Source organism: Halomonas sp. GXIMD04776 (genome assembly GCF_049808615.1).
In the GTDB taxonomy this organism is placed as follows: Bacteria; Pseudomonadota; Gammaproteobacteria; order Pseudomonadales; family Halomonadaceae; genus Modicisalibacter.
Window position 1 is genome coordinate 1 of sequence record NZ_JBNCAN010000015.1, and the last position, 17,186, is coordinate 17,186.

The following is a 17,186-nucleotide window of genomic DNA, read 5'->3' on the forward strand; positions in this document are numbered from 1 at the left end:
CGTTCTGAAACCAAAGAACTGATCAAAAAACCATCAAATTAGAGGCTTGGGCGCGGCAACGGCCCGCGCCCTCGGAATCTGGGCGCTGCTGACCAGCCCGGTGCAATATCCGGGCTAGCAGCAGTGCAAGACCGCCGAAGAACTCGCCGCCGCCGGCCAGCAAGGCCATCAGGTAACCCGGCTCGAGGCCCATCGACGCCATTCCTTGTGCAGTGGCTTCCAGACCGTTGCCGCCAAACCAGCCAAACAGTTTCTGGGCGCCATGGGCCATGAAAATAATCCCTGCCGGCACGCGCAAGGCCAGGGGTGCAAAGCTGTCGTTGGTGGAAAGTGTTCTGTTGACCAGTGATGTCTGCATGTCGTATCTCCATGTGTGTTTTGCGATGGAGCCAGGATAGCCCTGGTGCGTGAATGAAAGGGCGCAATTATTGGGACATGAACAACCAATAATTCGATGGGTTGCCCCGATGAACCATCAAACAGGGGATTGGACAGCCGAGAACTGAATCGCCCCTGAGAAAGGGGCGATTCAAGGTGCTTGTTTAAGCTTTTTCCGAAAGGTGCCTGCGCTTTCCCATGCTTGGTCAAGATTTCTCTCGCACGCCCCGCCCCGTCAAACGCTCCCGGTCATGTGGCCGGTCAAGATCGAGCACAGGCCCCTTGGGAACGATGCCGGTAGGGTTGATGGTGCCGTGGCTGTAGTAATAGTGGCGCTTGATATGATCGAGGCTGACGGTCTCCTTGATCCCCGGCCACTGGTACAGCTCGCGCAGGTAGTTCGATAAATTGGGATAGTCCTCGATACGGCGCAGGTTGCATTTGAAGTGGCCGTGATAGACGGCATCGAAGCGCACCAGGGTGGTAAACAGGCGGATATCCGCTTCGGTCAGCCATTCACCGGCCAGGTAGCGCTGCTCGGAAAGCCGGGCTTCCATGCGATCCAGCGCCTCGAACAGGGCAACCACATGCTTCTCGTAAACATCCTGATCGGTGGCGAAACCGGCCTTGTAGACGCCGTTGTTGATATGGTCGTAGACATCGGCGTTGACTGCATCGATGGTCTCGCGCAGATCGTCGGGATAGAAATCGAGACGATTGCCGGTTATCTCGTCGAAGGCACCATTGAAGATCCGCACCAGATCGGCGGACTCATTGTTGAGGATGCGGTTACTCTGCTTGTCCCATAAAACCGGTACCGTGACTCGCCCCGTGTATTCAGGGTTGGTGAGGGTATAAAGCTCACGATGAAATTCCGCCCCGTTGACAGGATCGCCGCTGGAACCCTCATCGACATTGTACGTCCAGCCTTCACCCAGCATCAGCGGACTGACATGAGATGCGCCGATCAGCGAGTCCAGCCCCTTCAGCTTGCGCATGATCAGGGTGCGATGCGCCCAGGGGCACGCCAGTGACACATAAAGATGAAAGCGATCCGCCTCGGCGAGCACGCTCTCCTGGCCCTGCGGCCCCGGCTGCCCGGCTGCCGTCACCCAGTCGCGCAGCTTGGCGGATTCGCGTACGAATTCACCGCCGTGTTTTTTAGTGTCGTACCATTGATCGTGCCATTTGCCATTGATTAACAGGCCCATGATCATTCTCCGTTTGAAAGTTGCCTATGCATTCAGGTGCGATGCACTGATTCAGCGCTACAGGCTGAGCGCTCAATCGAGACCAGGCGCGGGGGATGGGATGGCAAGGGAGGGCAACGCCCTCCCTTGCTCAGGCGGGAGTTAGCTTTTCAGCTTTGCAGCAATTTTGGCCACGTGTTCGCCCTGGAAGCGGGCAATGGTCAGCTCCCGCTCGTCGGGTTGGCGCGAGCCATCACCGCCTGCGATGGTCGAGGCGCCATAGGGTGTGCCCCCACCGACCTGGGAGATATCGAACAGCTCCGGGGTGGCGTAGCCGATCGGCACGAGCACCATGCCGTGGTGCGCGAGGGTCGTCCAGGTGGAGGTAATGGTCATTTCTTCCCCACCGCCGGTGCCGGTGGAGGTAAAGACACTCGCCACCTTGCCGACCAGGCCTCCCTTCGCCCACAGGCCGCCGGTCTGATCCAGGAAGGTGCGCATCTGGCCCGCCATGTTGCCAAAGCGTGTCGGCGTGCCAAAGATAATCGCATCGTATTCCGCAAGCTCTGCGGGCGTGGCCACCGGCGCACCTTGCTCCGTCTTGCCGCCGGCGGATTTGAAGGCTTCGCTATCCATGGTTTCCGGGACGCGTTTGACCGTGACGTCGACCCCTTCCACACCACGTGCACCTTCGGCCACGGTGTTGGCCATGGTTTCGATGTGGCCGTACATGGAATAGTAGAGAACTAGTACTTTGGTCATTTCGGGTTCCTCGTCTGGTGAAGGTCTGCTGTTTTCCGGGCCGCTGAAAAGCCGCGACAGGAAATCGGTAAGTCGTCCCATGCAACAACTCCTTGTATTGTGTACACCAAGATTAGCCGGTCAGGACTCTCTGCCCACAAGAATAACGCCCAGAGCCGGTTGGTTGGCTCTGATTATCAGGACATAACGATCGAAAAAACTGATGTGTTACAGGCCCGTCTTGCCACTCCGGTGCTCGAATCCCGGCTATTGCCTGGCCTGCTTGTAATCACGGCAAACCGTTTGCAGCGCCCGGGCCAGCGCCTGGGTTGCCGGGCCGGCGCTGTCCCGGTTCGCAAAGACCAGATACAGCTCTTCGTGCCGGCTACCGCCCTCGACTAGCGGCAGTGGCTTTAGTATCTCGGCCTCCAGTTCCTTGCGAATATGCTCCACGGGCAACCAGGCAAAGCCCAGCCCCTGGGTGACGAACTGAATCGAGGTCTTGAGCTGGGATACGGTCCAGCGCTCATCCGCGCCCAGCCAGCCTGCGTCCTGGTTGCGCTTGATGCCGGTATCGCGAACCACGAATTGCCGATGGGCCCTCAAATCGTGCTGTGTCAGTTCGCGCCCGATGTGGTGCAGGGGATGCTGCGGGTGAGCGACAGCCACAAACTCGATGGGCAAGAGAGGCTGCCCCAAAAGGCCGGGGGGTGACCGGTTGGTGACGATCAGGTCGGCACTGCCATTTGCCAGCGCCTCATGGGTGCCGGAGAGCACCGACTCGATGAGCTGTACACGAGACGACCGGCTTTCAGGAATGAAGGCAGCCAGCGCTTCGCCCAGAAGCTCGGGCGGGAAGATCGTCTCTATTGCCAGCCGGACCTCCGGTTCCCAATCCTGAGCCAGATTGGCGGCCAGTCGTTCCAGGCTCAGGGCCTCTTCGATGAGCACGCGCGCGCGACGCAACAATGTCTCGCCTGCCTCGGAGAGTTCCGCCTTGCGCCCGCGTATTATGAGCATCTCGACGGGTAGCTGTTCCTGCATGCTCTTGAGGGTATAGCTCACCGCCGACTGGCTCTTGTTGAGCGACTCGGCGGCTCGCGCAAAACTGCCTTCATCAACCACGGCTTGCAACACTGCCCACTGCTCAAGGCTGATGCGAGGAATAGTTGTAGCCATCTGGCGCAGATTCTCCCTGGATTGTTGGCTGGTCATCATAGCGTAGCGGCGATCGAACCATCGCTCACTATTCGACCAGCACTCGCCAGAACACAAAAAGCCTTGATACACTCCCGCACGTCATGCGCCCGATATGATCTTGCACGGGTTTAATTCAAAAGCGGTATGACCCCATTCGTTCACAGCACCCCATATCGTCATAGGTGTGTACTGCTGCCATGGAAGGAGGCTTTTAGCGTGTCGATTTTCCGCCTGACCATTTGCCTGGGGCGCTGGCTGGCCCTCGCGCTGATGCTGATCGTGCTGCCGGCTTTCGCTCAGCAGAGCGAGCCTTCTCAAGAGCCCAATGCCAACACCCCGGCCTATTCCACCTTGGCCGACCTGCTCGAAAACGAGGCATCACGTCAGCGCTTGATCGAGGAGCTGCGCTCCCTGGCCTCGAATCAGCAGGGTGAACCGGGAACGACAGCCGAGGCATCCCAGGCCAGCAATGCCGAGCAAACACCTGAAAAACAAGATGCTCAAGATACGTCCCTTGCTCGACGGCTTGCCGACACCACCAGCTCGGTTGCCGGAGAGATGAGCAGTCAGTTCAAGAACCTTGCCGGTGCGCTAGGGGCACTAATAGCCCCCGCGAGTGGTGGTTTTACATCCAACATCGACATGGCAAACATCAGTCGAGTGGCGCTCAACATGGCGCTGGTCATCGCGGCCACCTTCGTACTGTTTTTTATCCTGCGTGGCGTGGCACGGCCTTTGTTCAACCGGGTGAGCCATTGGACTCAACATGGGGGTGACCGCAGCACACTGCTTAGAACGACGGCAGCGGTCGTTCTAGCGGCGGCCGTGGATGTCATTGTCGTTGCCTTGGCCTATTTGGGCGGTAATCTGATCGCCACCTTTGCCGTTGGCGAGAGTGGCGCACTCTCGACCCAGGCGTCGCTTTTCCTCAATGCCTTTTTGATCATCGAGCTGATCAAGGCGGCCATTCGCGTGCTTTTTGCCTCTCGTCACGAAGGACTGCGTCTGCTGCCCATCGATGCTCAGGAGGCCGATCACTGGAATCGTTGGCTCGCGGTACTGATCGGCTCCGTGGGCTATGGCATGCTGGTCGCCGTTCCGCTGGTCAATGCCAACCTCTCCCTGCCTCTAGGACATGCGCTAGGTCTGGCGATCATGTTGCTGGCCTTTATTTATGCCACCGCCTTTGTCTTGAAGAACCGTCTCAAAGTACGCGCAGCCTTAGAGAAAAAGGCGGCCAATGCCTCCATGGGAGTATCCAGCCTGGCGCTCAGACTGATCGCCCGGCTTTGGCACCTGCTCGCCATCGCCTATTTTCTGGTCGTGCTGGTGCTCAGTATCGTGCACCCCGAGGACGCGCTGCCAAGTGTCATGCTGGCCACCCTTCAGACCCTGATCATCGTGGGGGTGGGTCTATTGCTCTCGGGAATGCTCACCCAGGTAATCGGCAAGCGCATCACCCTGTCCGCTGACTGGCGGCGCAAGCTGCCCAAGCTAGAGGCGCGCCTCAATGCGTACATTCCCACCTTCCTCAAGGTGATCCGAACGCTCATCCTGATCGCTGTGGTGATGCTGGTGTTCAACGCCTGGGGACTGTTCGACCTGGCCGCCTGGTATGCCACCGACGCCGGCTACAACACGATCAGCAAGCTGATCGATATCATTCTCATTCTTGCCGTTGCCGCCGCCTTGTGGATCATTCTGGCCAGTCTTATCGAGCATCGCTTGAATGCCGACACCGGTCGCGGCGAACCTACCGCCCGCGCAAAGACACTCCTGAGCCTGTTTCGCAACGCCTTGGCCATCACCCTGATCACCATGACGGGAATGATCGTGCTGGCAGAGATCGGCATCAATATCGGCCCATTGATCGCCGGTGCCGGGGTGCTGGGTCTGGCCATCGGCTTCGGGGCGCAGAAGCTGGTTCAGGACATCATCACCGGGGTATTCATCCAGATCGAGAATGCCATGAACACCGGCGACGTGGTCACCGTGGGCGGTATCACCGGCACTGCGGAGCGGCTGAGCATTCGCTCAGTGGGCATTCGTGATCTCTCCGGCACCTATCACATCGTGCCCTTCTCGAGTGTGGATACCGTCTCCAACTACATGCGTGAATTCGGCAATCATGTCGGCGAGTACGGCATTGCATATCGCGAGAGCATCGATGACGCCATCGTGCAGCTTGAACAGGCCTTCGAGGAACTCAAGGCCAGCGAAGAGCATGGCTACAAGCTGCTCGAGCCATTGAGTGTCGCCGGAGTCATCGCCCTGGCGGACAGCTCGGTCAATATCCGAGTCATCATCAAGACGACGCCGGGGGATCAATGGGCCGTGGGACGTGCCTATAACCGCCTGGTCAAGAAGTACTTCGATGCGGCGGGTATCGAGATTCCCTTCCCGCATACCACGCTCTACTTTGGTCAGGACAAGGATGGCCTGGCGCCACCCGCCAACCTGCGCATCATGCAGCAGGACTTCCCGATCGATAACAGTCCGGCAGGACAGCCACGCGAGACGGCGCACTCAAGGCTTGTGGAGGAATCATCGACGCAGCATGAGCCCGCGACGCCACCCAAGAAGCATACGCAACCGGATCGGGATAACGACGAAAACACCTAGCCGTTTCATGGAGTTCTGAAATGGCGCCCTCAAGGGCCACCTGCAACGGTGGCCCTTTTTATGTAATGGGGCCCAACAAGCACGTGCGTGTAAAAAAGGGCGCCAGGAAGGCGCCCAGGAGAGCAAAGTGAATCTTTGTCAAGGATTCTGATCGCTTGGCTGGGGTAGTGCCGGAAGCGATCTGTCGAGCAACTCGACGCTCTGACGATAGTAGAGCTGACTCTTGTTGTGCTCACCCAGATTGGCGAACAGCCGTGCCAGCTCGGCACACACGACGCCGCTGGGGCGCTGACGCTGACTGGCCTCGAAATACTCCTGCGCCTTGCCCCAATAGGCATTGCGCAGCGAAAGCCGCCCCAAGGTCAACAACAGATCGGGATCGTTGGGGCGCTCCTGCAGCCATTTCTCGGCATAGACAAGCTGGCGCCGGGCATCGACGTTGAGTACCCCGTAGCGCAGCACCAGGCGACTATCCCAGTGCTCCTTGAGGGTATGACGCAAGAGGCGCTCGGCAAGACCTTCCTCATTGCCACGCACCAGCGCTTCCGTATACAGCCCGACCAGCTCGATGTCGCTGCGCAGGTAGTCGGGAATGTCCGCCCAGAGGCTACGCACTCGCTCGATATCGCTGGGATTACGCGCCGCCTGGATCAGCAATTCCCGATACGCCCGTTTTTCGAGTTCGTGGCGCTCTTCCTGGGTGACCAACTGATGACGCGTCAATCGCGGCATCAGACGACGCAGGCCATCCCAGTCGTTGACGCTCAAGTAGGCTTGCTTGAGCAGCTTGAGTACCTGTGGGTGCTCGGGGAGCTGCCGCTCGAGGCGTGTAAGCGTCGCCAGCGCCTCTTCGAACTGCTGACGATCGAGCATCAACTGCGCCTGCACCATGCCAACGGCAGTATCGGCGCCTTCGGTGCTGTAATGCGCGCGCTTCAACAGCACGTCGGCCTGGTCGTAGCGGCCCTGATAGTGAGCGGCCAACGCTGCGGACAGATAGTTGACCAACGGGGTGCTCGAGTCATCCGCGGCCCTGGTCAGAGCCTTCTCCGCACGCTTCCAGCGACCTTCGGCCAGGGCCACCAGACCACGCACCGTGCGACGCATGGCGTTGCGGTTGCGGTTGCGGCTGTTCCAGATCTTGAGTCGGCTCACCGGCCGGCGCAGGCGCATCAATAGCCGTAGCAGGAAGTGCAGCACGACGAACACCGCCAACAGCAGCACCAGACCGAACCAGAACGAAGTCTGAAACGAAGTATCTCCGACGCGGATCAGCCAATAGCCCGGTACGGATTGCATCAACTGGCCGAACAGTGCGCCGATGGCCAGCCCGAGGACGACGACGAGGATGAGCTTTCTCATGCGTCGGCGCTCCCGCCGTCCTGACGGCGTTTCATAAAGTCTCGTAACTGCTGCAGTGACTGACTGATATCGGGCAGTTCAGGATGTATCGTTCTTTCGGAGAGCGTTGGCAATTGCTCGAGAAGCTTCTTCACGCCGTCGCTATCGGGATCGTAATAGCCTTCGATCAGACTACGGGCCTTTTTCAGACTGGCATCATAGAGCTTGGGATCGGCCTGCAATACCGCCAATTGGGCCTGCTCCAGTTGCAGACGCACGTTCTGGCGCAGATAGGACTCCTGTTGTGGCGTCATCAGCGCCTCCAGGGCCTGATCGTGCTTGCGTACCACGACTAGCTCCTTCAACTCCTGACCGAAGCGCGCAAGCTGTTGTTGCCAGCCACCCTTGACCTGAGACGTATCGCCTCCTTTGGCAGCGATCTGCTCGATATCCTGCTGCAACGGCAGCTTGGCCGCTTGCTCCTGCATTCCCATCAGCGTCAGGTAGAGACCTGTACGATCGACATCGGGTACCGAGTTCAGCTCGCCAAGCTCGGATTGAATGGCACGACGCACCGGGGTCAATGCCGGGTTGTCGATCTCGGCCAGACGCTTGTCGGCGGTGCGCAGAAGCGACAGGGCACCGTTCACGTCTCGTTCGAGTTGCAAACGCTGATTGGCCAGCTTCAGCAAGTACTCGACTTCGGCATAAACCCACTCGTTTTCGTCGGTTTGCTGCTGACTGGAGAGCTGTTCGAGCACGCGATCCAGGGTCTGATTGACGCTGTCACGGTACTCCTGCATCTGCGAATTCAGTTCCTGGTTCAGATCATTCAGCGCCTTTTCGCGCTGCCCATCGCTCTGATCGATCTGGGATCTGAGCTGATCAATGTCGCTGGCGTTGCTCTCGACCTGAGATGACTGAGGCAGTTGCATCAGTCGTTGCTGCTGAGCCGACATCTGCTGCCATAACCACCAGCCCGCGACAACACCCGCCACTGCCAGGATCAACACCAGCACCAGAGCCACGATGCCGGTGATATTGCGTCCTCCACCACCACCATGATGGCCGCTGGCCATGGAACCCGACATGGTGCCACCGCCCCCGCCCGATCCTGGCCTGGAGGCAGCACCAGCAGGTGCGGCAGGCTGAGCAGAACCCTTGGTGCCGGCGCTCGTCGTTCGAGTAGACTCGGTCCCCGTACTTGCTGACGATGTCATGCTGGGGCCTTTCTGACTCGTTTGGGAGCCGGGCGATGCGAAGGCGGATGCAGAAGGTGTCTTACTCGTTTCCGTAGCGTTCTGCTCGCTCGATGCGAGGTTGTCCGTCACCGGCTTGCCCATCGACGAGTTGGTCATAGGCTCCTTACCTGACGATTTACCCTTGGAAGGTTTTCCCGACCCACGCCGACCGGAGGGACGTTTACTGGCCTCGGGCTTGCCATTGCCAGTCGGAGCATTGTTGGCGGTCGCCGCCGTCTCCTGAGAGGGACTCGAGGGCGTCGCTTTCGTGTCCGATGCTGGCGCTGTATCACTAGACGACTTGCTGTTGTCGGCGCCGGCAGACACCCCTTGTTGTTTGTCCTGATCGTGTTCTTGCTTGCTCATCTGTTGCTAGCCTTTTTCAAGATCGTCATGATCGGCGCCCCCCAGGTTACAAACATCGGCCACGGCCACCGCCAACGCGGCAGGCGTGGCACCTTGCGCCACTGTAGGATGCAAAAACCCCAGCGTACAGGCCAGTGTAGCCAAACGCTGACTGGAAACGATTAGCGGTTGGTTCAACGCCACCGGCGTACACCATCCTGCCAGATGTTCGAGCACTTCGCCGCTGGTCACCAGCAGTGTTGAAAAGTTCCCTTCGGCCAAGTGTAACGCGCCTATACCATCAGGTGTCACTAGGTTACGCCGGTATAGCGCCACACGATCCACCCGGGCTCCACGTTGAGCGAGGCTGTCAGCGAGTAGCGTACGCCCTCCCTCACCGGCTACCAGCAACACCCGCCGTTGCTCGAGCCGCTGCAGCGACGGCAGCTGCAGTAATGCTTCGCTGGTGTTTTCCAGGGACGCCGAGGGCACATGCACGCGCACGCCCAGGCGATCGTGCAGCACCTGAGCGGTACCTGCCCCCACCGCGTAGAAGCTGGGTCCCAATGGTAGCTGCGGCCAGTAGCGGTCGAGCCCCTCAGTTAGGCACTCCGCAGCGAAAGGGCTGATAACCACGACCGCATGATACAGATCGAAATCCAGCCAGGCCTGGCGTATGCCCTGACTCTCGGGAAGCACTTCGAGTCGCATGACCTCGAGATTTTCCACTTCGGCCCCCAAGGCTTCGAGTGCACGACTCAAATGAACGCCACGAGCGCCGGGGCGTGTAATCAGCACCCTGGGGCGATTACTCATCTGCTTTCGCCGTAGACCTCAGCCAGGATCTCGCCGGCGCCTTGGTCGAGCAACTCCTCGGCCACGCGGATGCCCAGGGTTTCCGGTTCATGCGCCGATCCACGACCCTCGGCACGCAGCACTCGCGAACCATCCGGCATACCCACCAGCGCACGCAGCCACAGAGTTCGTCCTCCTTCCTCAAGTACCGCATGCCCTGCAATGGGCACCTGGCAGCCCCCATCCAGACGTGTGTTCATGGCGCGCTCGGCCCGTACCCGTGTCGCAGTATCGAAATGATCGAGAGGCACAAGCAAGTCTAGCAGTTCGGGGTCATTGATACGGCACTCGATGCCCAAAGCCCCCTGGCCACAGGCGGGCAAGCTGATCTCTGCCGGCAGCTCCATAGTGATGCGTTCACTGAGCCCTAACCGCCGCAATCCCGACGTGGCAAGAATGATGGCATCGTACTCGCCATCGTCGAGCTTGCGCAGCCGCGTCTGCACGTTGCCTCGCAGGGTGAGCACATCGAGATCCGGCCGAGCCTCGCTGACCTGTAACCCTCGGCGTAGACTGGAAGTACCGACCTTGGCGCCTTCGGGCAACGCGTCGAAGCTGGCGTAGTGGTTGGAAACGAAAGCGTCCGTGGGCTCGGCCCCCTCCAGAATCACTGACAGTCCCAGCCCTTCAGGGAAGTGCATGGGCACGTCCTTCATCGAATGCACCGCGATGTCCGCTCGCCCGTCGAGCATCGATTCTTCCAGCTCCTTGACGAACAACCCCTTCCCCCCGACCTTGGCCAACGGCGTGTCGAGTATCTTGTCACCTCGGGTGGACATGGCCACCAGCTCGACCTCGAGTCCCGGGTGCAGTTCCAGTAGACGCTCCCTCACATGCTCGGCCTGCCAGAGGGCAAGCAGGCTTTTACGGGTAGCGATACGAAGGGTCGTGATGGCGGACACGGCAAGCTCCTGGGGCAGGTGGACGACTTATCCGTCGACCACGATCGATGTCTGCCGCATCAGCGGCATTTGCTCATCATGATAAAGCAGTCGCCGGTTTAGTAAAATCTACCGGCTTATGGCGTGCCGCCCATTCCACGCTGATCTCGCCTGAAACGATGACTCTGGTACAATCCTGGGCAAACTATCACCACGACAGGGCAGGACGCCTTCGCACCATGAGTCAACAAACCAATCAGTCCTGGGGTGGCCGCTTCAGCGAGCCAACCGATGCGTTTGTCGAAAGGTTCACCGCCTCGGTGGATTTCGATCGTCGCCTCTATCATCACGATATACGTGGCTCAAAAGCCCACGCCACCATGCTCGAGCGGGTCGGCGTACTGACCGTCGATGAACGCGACGCCATTCTTGATGGACTCGCCCAGGTCGAGGGGGAGATCGAGGCCGGTCAATTTCCTTGGTCCGTCGCCCTCGAGGACGTACACATGAATATCGAGGCCCGCCTGACCGAGAAGATCGGCACGACCGGCAAGAAGCTGCACACCGGACGTTCGCGCAACGATCAGGTGGCTACTGACATTCGCCTTTATCTGCGTGACGAGATCGACGTCATCGATGCCGAACTGACTCGCCTGCGCAGCGGCATGATCGAGTTGGCGGACCGTGAAGCCGATACCATCATGCCAGGCTTTACCCACCTTCAGACCGCCCAGCCGGTGACCTTCGGCCATCACCTGCTGGCCTGGCAGGAGATGGTGGCCCGCGATCAGGAGCGTCTGCGCGACTGCCGCAAGCGGGTCAACGTCATGCCGCTGGGTGCAGCGGCCCTGGCGGGCACCACCTATCCCATCGATCGTCACGTCACCGCCGAGTTGCTGGGCTTCGAACGCCCCGCCGAGAACTCCCTGGACGCGGTGAGCGATCGCGACTTCGCCATCGAGTTCGTGAGCTTTGCCAGCCTGCTACTGATGCACCTGTCACGGATGAGCGAGGAACTGGTGCTGTGGACCAGCGCCCAGTTCGATTTCATCGATCTGCCGGATCGTTTCTGTACCGGCTCCTCGATCATGCCCCAGAAAAAGAACCCGGATGTGCCAGAACTGGTACGGGGCAAGTCCGGGCGGGTCTATGGCCATCTGATCGGCCTGCTGACCCTGATGAAGTCCCAGCCGCTGGCCTACAACAAGGACAACCAGGAGGACAAGGAGCCGCTGTTCGATACCCTGGATACCGTCAAGGGCTGTCTCAAGGCCTTTGCCGACATGGTGCCGGCCATAGAGCCCAAGGCGAAGAGCATGTTTGAGGCCGCACGCAAGGGGTTTTCCACCGCCACCGATCTGGCGGATTATCTGGTACGCAAGGGCGTGGCGTTCCGCGACGCTCACGAGGTGGTGGGGCAATCCGTGGCCTACGGCATCGAGCAAGGCAAGGATCTGTCTGAAATGAGCCTCGACGAGTTGCGCCAATTTTCCGACGCGATCGCCGACGACGTTTTCGAGGTGCTGACACTGGAAGGCTCGGTGGCGGCGCGCAATCATATCGGCGGCACCGCGCCGAATCAGGTACGCGCCGCCGCCCAGCGCGCTCGGGATGCGCTCACCGCAATGACCAGCCTGAAATCGGCCGGCTCGACATCATCGGGAGGTGCTTGAGGTGCGCACTCTATCGAGTCTTGGTCTCGTTCTGCTGCTTTTGGTGTCGCTGGCCGGCTGTGGCCAGAAAGGCCCGCTTTACTCTCCGGGCAACGAAGAGGCCGCCGAAGAGTATGATCCCGGTGATGAATACGCAGAGCCCGGTCAAGAGGAGGACGAACGCGAAGGCGACACCTCCTCCGGCCAGGGCGATGAGGATGAGCAAGAGCGCTGAGCATGGATCATTTCGACTATCGTGACGGCGTACTCCACGCCGAGAACGTGCCGCTACCCCGGATCGCCGAGCGTTTCGGCACGCCGTGCTACGTCTACTCCCGGGCCACCCTGGAACGGCACTATCGTGCCTACAGCGACGCGCTGGGCGATCATCCACATCTGATCTGCTACGCGGTCAAGGCCAATTCCAACCTGGCGGTGCTCAATGTGCTGGCGCGTCTGGGCGCCGGCTTCGATATCGTGTCCCTGGGCGAGCTCGAGCGAGTGCTGGCCGCCGGCGGCGATCCCGCCAAGGTGGTCTTTTCCGGGGTCGCCAAGCAGGCCGATGAGATGGCCCGGGCGCTGGATGTGGGCATCAAGTGCTTCAACGTGGAATCCCTGCCGGAGCTCGAGCGCCTGAACGAGGTGGCGGCGAATCAGGGCAAGGTCGCGGCGGTATCGCTGCGGGTCAATCCGGATGTCGACGCTCGCACTCACCCGTATATCTCCACTGGCCTCAAGGCCAACAAGTTCGGCATCCCGGTGGATCAGGCCCTGGAGGTTTATACCCGGGCAGCAGGCATGCAGAACGTCAGAGCGGTGGGTATCGATTGTCATATCGGCTCTCAACTCACCGAGCTCTCGCCGTTCCTCGATGCGCTGGACCGCTTGCTGGTGTTGCTGGATCGGCTCGTCGAACAAGGCATCGTCATCGAGCATCTCGACCTGGGCGGCGGGCTGGGCGTGCCCTATCGCGACGAACAGCCGCCACAACCCTTCGATTACGCTCGCGCCCTGCTCGAACGCCTCGAAGGTCGCGAACTCACCCTGCTGTTCGAGCCGGGGCGTTCGATCGCCGCCAATGCGGGGCTCCTGCTGACTCGAGTCGAGTATCTCAAGCCGGGGGAGACCAAGAACTTCGCGGTCATCGACGCCGGCATGAACGACCTGATTCGCCCCTCGCTCTATCAGGCCTGGCAGGCAATCATCCCTGTGGATACCCGCGAGGCCCGGGACACGGCGCTCTACGATGTGGTCGGCCCGGTATGCGAAACCGGCGATTTTCTCGGCAAGGATCGCGAACTCGGGTTGCAACAAGGAGACCTGCTGGCAGTCCGCTCCGCCGGTGCCTATGGCTTCGTGATGGCATCGAATTACAATAGTCGCCCGCGACCGCCGGAGGTCATGGTCGATGGCGAGCAAGTGCATGAGGTGCGTCGTCGCGAAACCATCGAAACGCTGTGGAGCGGTGAAACGATGCTCCCGGAGGCACCGTAATGCTACTTCAATTCACCAAGATGCACGGCCTGGGCAACGATTTCATGGTGATCGATCTGATCACCCAGCGCGCGCGACTCGACGCGGAGCAGATTCGCGCCCTGGCCGATCGTCATTTTGGTGTCGGCTTCGATCAATTGCTGACGGTCGAGCCCCCTCGGTATCCGGAGATGGACTTTCGTTATCGTATCTACAATGCCGACGGCAGCGAGGTAGAAAACTGTGGGAACGGTGCTCGCTGTTTCGCGCGCTTCGTCTGCGATCAGCGTCTGACCCATAAGCGCGAGATCCGCGTCGAGACCGAGGGCGGTCCCCTCACGCTATCGATCGAGGAGGATGGCCGGGTGAGGGTCGATATGGGCAAGCCGCGTTTCGAGCCCGCCGAGATACCGTTCAGTGCCGAACAGGATTTACCGCTGCACGGGCTGGACGCTGATGGCGAACATCTTGAAATCGGCGTAGTGTCGATGGGCAATCCGCATGCGGTTTTGCGTGTCGACGATGTCGATGTTACGCCTGTGGAACGGCTCGGAGCCGCCATCGAGGCGCATCCGCGCTTTCCGCGGCGCGTCAATGCCGGCTTCATGCAGATCGTGACGCGTCAGGCAATCCGATTGCGGGTATTCGAACGCGGCGTCGGCGAAACTCTGGCGTGCGGCACCGGTGCTTGTGCCGCGGTCGCGAGCGGTATCCGCCAAGGGTTGCTGGATAGCCCGGTCGAGGTCAATCTGCCCGGCGGTCGGCTTACCATCGAATGGCCCGGTGAAGACGCCACCATGTTCATGATCGGCCCCGCGACACGGGTCTTCGAGGGTCGCGTTCCGCTCAGTTAATCGCGCATAACAGGTTGCAACGAGGTAGTTCATCCATGTCCCAAGCCCAAGCCCCGGACACCCCCCAGGCACTCGATCCCGAGCATGTGGCCCTGTGGTTGGCGCAGCACCCCGACTTTTTCGTTGGACGCGAAGGATTATTACAGCAACTCAAGGTGCCCCATCCGGATACCGAAGGGGCCGTATCGTTGCTCGAACGTCTTGTCCTCGATCTGCGCAAGCGCGCAGAAAGCGCTGAATGGCGACTCGAACAACTGCTGGAGTCGGCGCGTCACAACGAATCTCAGTATCGCCGTACCCGCGAGCTGGTATTGGCGCTGCTCGAGGCAGAGAGCAACGATGCATTGAGCCAGGCACTGGCCACACAGCTCTCGGAACGCTTTCGCACCCAGTCGGTGGCGCTGTGGTGTGCCTCCAGCTTGACCGATGACGAACCCACCGCCCCTCAGCCTCCGCGCTTCGTACTCGACGACAATGCCGGAACACGTCTGGGCGCATTGCTTGATGGCCGCGCCAGCCGCTGCCGCCGGCTTTCACGCAAGGATTGGCAATTATTATTGCCGCATATCGAGCCGCCGAAGAAGGCCGGTTCCTGCGCCTTGACCCGGCTGACCCTGGGCGAACCGCTGGGCTATCTGATTCTGGCCAGCCACGATACCGAGCATTTTCGCGCCACCCTGGACACGCTGTTCACCGAATATCTGGGCGAGGTCGTCGCGCGTTTACTGATTCACCATAGCCGGCCTCGCTGAGCGCGCCATATCCATGAAAGAACACGTCAGTGCCTTTTTGGCTAAGCTCGCACAAGAGGCCAGCCCGGCAACCGTCGAAGCCTATCGTCGGGATCTTGGCGCGCTTCAGACCTATCTCCACGCGCAGAACATAGTGACCTGGCAGGCCCTGGATGCCGGTCTGATCAAGCGCTTCCTCGGCCAGGAGCGCAGCCGAGGCCTGGCGCCACGCAGTCTGGCACGCCGTCGCGCCGCGCTTTCGCGCTTTGCCGAAGCGCTTACTCAGCAAGGTATATTGACTCATAACCCGGTCAAGCTGGTGCGTACACCGCGGCAACCGCAGCATCTGCCTCGCCCGGTGGATGTCGATCAACTCGCCCGCTTTCTCGACGCCCCCCACGACGGCTCGACGCTGGCGCTGCGCGATCAGGCGATACTCGAGCTACTCTACTCTTGTGGACTGCGACTGGCGGAGTTGGCGGCTCTCGATATCGGCGACCTGGAGGCACGACGCGTGCGGGTGGTGGGTAAAGGCAATAAACCGCGCCAGGTACCACTGGGCAGGCGCGCTCATCACGCACTGGATGCCTGGCAGGCCGTACGCGGACAACTGGCCAATGCCGATGAGCACGCCCTGTTCGTGGGCAATCGGGGGCGGCGCCTGGGCCATCGCGCCATTCAACTGCGCCTGGAACGCCTCGCCATCGAACGAGGCCTACCCGAGCATCTGCATCCCCATCGTCTGCGCCATTCCTTCGCCAGCCATCTGCTCGAGTCGAGTCAGGATCTGCGCGCGGTACAGGAACTCCTGGGGCATGCCAACCTGGCAACCACCCAGGTCTATACCCGGCTCGACTGGCAGCATCTGGCCAGCGTCTACGATGCCGCCCACCCCCGGGCACGCCGCAGCAAAGGCGGTGATGCCGACGACCCGACACCTTGATGCCATGTCCTCTATCTTGCCCACCCTCACGGCCCTGACCTTTGATCTTGATGACACGCTATGGGACAACCATGGGGTGATGATCGCGACCGAAAACGGCCACTATGCCTGGCTCGAGGATACCCTTGCCCAGGCCGATGCCACGCGCCAGCGTCTGAGCGAGCGCTTTCCCTTGAGCACCTATCAGGCGCGTCGCCAGCATATCGCTCAGCGTGAACCGCTGCGGCGCGGTGATTTCACCTGGATTCGACAGCAAAGCCTCTTTGAAATGCTCAAGGAATTCGGACTGCATCCCAATGACGCCGAGGGCTATGCCGCCGCCGCCATGGAACAGTTCATGACCCTGCGGCACCAACTGACCCCCTATCCGGAGGTGGAAGCGCTACTCGACGATCTCGGTCAACGCTATGCCCTGGCGGCGATCACCAATGGCAATGTCCAGGTCACACGCCTCCCCTTGGCACGCCATTTCCCTATCGCCATTGCCGCCGGTGAGCTCCTCGCACCCAAGCCGGATGCGCGACCTTTTCTCGCCGCCCTGGCGCGACTCGCCAGCACCCCATCCCGAACCATGCATATCGGCGATTCCTGGGCGGAAGACGTACTTCCAGCGCTACGGTTGGGGATGCGTGTCGCTTGGATCGACAAGCACGATGAGCACCACGGCGATCTGCCCGCAGGCGTTTTTCGTCTGACTCACATCCGTGAGCTGTCGGCACTGCTGGAACACTTGGAGTAG

Annotated in this window: 15 protein-coding genes and 1 pseudogene; 8 read left to right on the forward strand and 8 right to left on the reverse strand. The window is 60.5% G+C overall.

Features of this window, described 5'->3' with window-relative positions:
* Nucleotides 1-94: 94 nt before the first annotated feature.
* The 4 genes and pseudogenes from ACPF7Z_RS11315 to ACPF7Z_RS11330 all read right to left on the reverse strand — a co-directional run.
* Nucleotides 95-358 (reverse strand): annotated as a pseudogene (locus tag ACPF7Z_RS11315) (DoxX family protein); the annotation flags it as partial.
* Between the two features lie 226 nt (nucleotides 359-584).
* Nucleotides 585-1,589, reverse strand: coding sequence for a glutathione S-transferase family protein (locus ACPF7Z_RS11320; protein WP_425193351.1), 1,005 nt, complete (start codon nucleotides 1,587-1,589; stop codon nucleotides 585-587).
* Between the two features lie 141 nt (nucleotides 1,590-1,730).
* Nucleotides 1,731-2,330, reverse strand: a complete 600-nt coding sequence (wrbA, locus tag ACPF7Z_RS11325) for an NAD(P)H:quinone oxidoreductase (protein WP_425193352.1) — start codon at nucleotides 2,328-2,330, stop codon at nucleotides 1,731-1,733.
* A 246-nt stretch (nucleotides 2,331-2,576) separates the two neighbouring features.
* Nucleotides 2,577-3,488: a LysR family transcriptional regulator gene (locus ACPF7Z_RS11330; protein WP_425193353.1), complete on the reverse strand. Its 912-nt coding sequence runs from the start codon at nucleotides 3,486-3,488 to the stop codon at nucleotides 2,577-2,579.
* Between the two features lie 291 nt (nucleotides 3,489-3,779).
* On the opposite strand from ACPF7Z_RS11330, the gene ybiO reads away from it, so the two are divergent.
* Nucleotides 3,780-6,131, forward strand: coding sequence for a mechanosensitive channel protein (gene ybiO, locus ACPF7Z_RS11335; protein ID WP_425193445.1), 2,352 nt, complete (start codon nucleotides 3,780-3,782; stop codon nucleotides 6,129-6,131).
* Nucleotides 6,132-6,269: 138 nt separating this feature from the next.
* Here the strand turns inward: ybiO and ACPF7Z_RS11340 are convergent, their stop codons facing one another.
* Genes ACPF7Z_RS11340 through hemC form a run of 4 tightly spaced genes read right to left on the reverse strand, consistent with a single transcriptional unit; the run spans nucleotide 6,270 to nucleotide 10,815 of the window.
* Nucleotides 6,270-7,493 (reverse strand): heme biosynthesis protein HemY, encoded by a 1,224-nt coding sequence (locus ACPF7Z_RS11340; protein WP_425193354.1) that lies wholly within the window; start codon nucleotides 7,491-7,493, stop codon nucleotides 6,270-6,272.
* On the reverse strand, nucleotides 7,490-9,079 hold the full coding sequence (locus ACPF7Z_RS11345) for a uroporphyrinogen-III C-methyltransferase (RefSeq protein ID WP_425193355.1): 1,590 nt from the start codon (nucleotides 9,077-9,079) through the stop codon (nucleotides 7,490-7,492). Before ACPF7Z_RS11345 ends, ACPF7Z_RS11340 begins: the two co-directional genes overlap by 4 nt.
* A gap of 6 nt (nucleotides 9,080-9,085) precedes the next feature.
* On the reverse strand, nucleotides 9,086-9,874 hold the full coding sequence (locus ACPF7Z_RS11350) for a uroporphyrinogen-III synthase (RefSeq protein WP_425193356.1): 789 nt from the start codon (nucleotides 9,872-9,874) through the stop codon (nucleotides 9,086-9,088).
* Entirely contained in the window at nucleotides 9,871-10,815 is a 945-nt protein-coding gene (gene hemC / locus ACPF7Z_RS11355) for a hydroxymethylbilane synthase (RefSeq protein WP_425193357.1), read from the reverse strand. Before hemC ends, ACPF7Z_RS11350 begins: the two co-directional genes overlap by 4 nt.
* A gap of 218 nt (nucleotides 10,816-11,033) precedes the next feature.
* Between hemC and argH the strand changes: the two genes are divergently transcribed.
* The 7 genes from argH to ACPF7Z_RS11390 are packed head-to-tail and all read left to right on the forward strand — an operon-like array spanning nucleotide 11,034 to nucleotide 17,186.
* Complete coding sequence (argH, locus tag ACPF7Z_RS11360; RefSeq protein ID WP_425193358.1) at nucleotides 11,034-12,467, forward strand: argininosuccinate lyase; 1,434 nt, start codon at nucleotides 11,034-11,036, stop codon at nucleotides 12,465-12,467.
* 1 nt (nucleotide 12,468) lies between these two features.
* Nucleotides 12,469-12,681: an LPS translocon maturation chaperone LptM gene (gene lptM, locus ACPF7Z_RS11365; protein ID WP_425193359.1), complete on the forward strand. Its 213-nt coding sequence runs from the start codon at nucleotides 12,469-12,471 to the stop codon at nucleotides 12,679-12,681.
* Between the two features lie 2 nt (nucleotides 12,682-12,683).
* Nucleotides 12,684-13,940, forward strand: coding sequence for a diaminopimelate decarboxylase (gene lysA / locus ACPF7Z_RS11370; RefSeq protein ID WP_425193360.1), 1,257 nt, complete (start codon nucleotides 12,684-12,686; stop codon nucleotides 13,938-13,940).
* Nucleotides 13,940-14,773, forward strand: a complete 834-nt coding sequence (gene dapF, locus ACPF7Z_RS11375) for a diaminopimelate epimerase (RefSeq protein WP_425193361.1) — start codon at nucleotides 13,940-13,942, stop codon at nucleotides 14,771-14,773. Before lysA ends, dapF begins: the two co-directional genes overlap by 1 nt.
* Before the next feature lie 35 nt (nucleotides 14,774-14,808).
* Nucleotides 14,809-15,525 carry a DUF484 family protein gene (locus ACPF7Z_RS11380; protein WP_425193362.1) on the forward strand — a complete coding sequence of 239 codons (717 nt, stop codon included), beginning with the start codon at nucleotides 14,809-14,811 and terminating at the stop codon, nucleotides 15,523-15,525.
* 13 nt (nucleotides 15,526-15,538) lie between these two features.
* Entirely contained in the window at nucleotides 15,539-16,447 is a 909-nt protein-coding gene (locus tag ACPF7Z_RS11385) for a tyrosine recombinase XerC (protein ID WP_425193363.1), read from the forward strand.
* Nucleotides 16,425-17,186, forward strand: a complete 762-nt coding sequence (locus tag ACPF7Z_RS11390) for an HAD family hydrolase (RefSeq protein ID WP_425193364.1) — start codon at nucleotides 16,425-16,427, stop codon at nucleotides 17,184-17,186. The genes ACPF7Z_RS11385 and ACPF7Z_RS11390 overlap by 23 nt, the downstream gene beginning before the upstream one ends.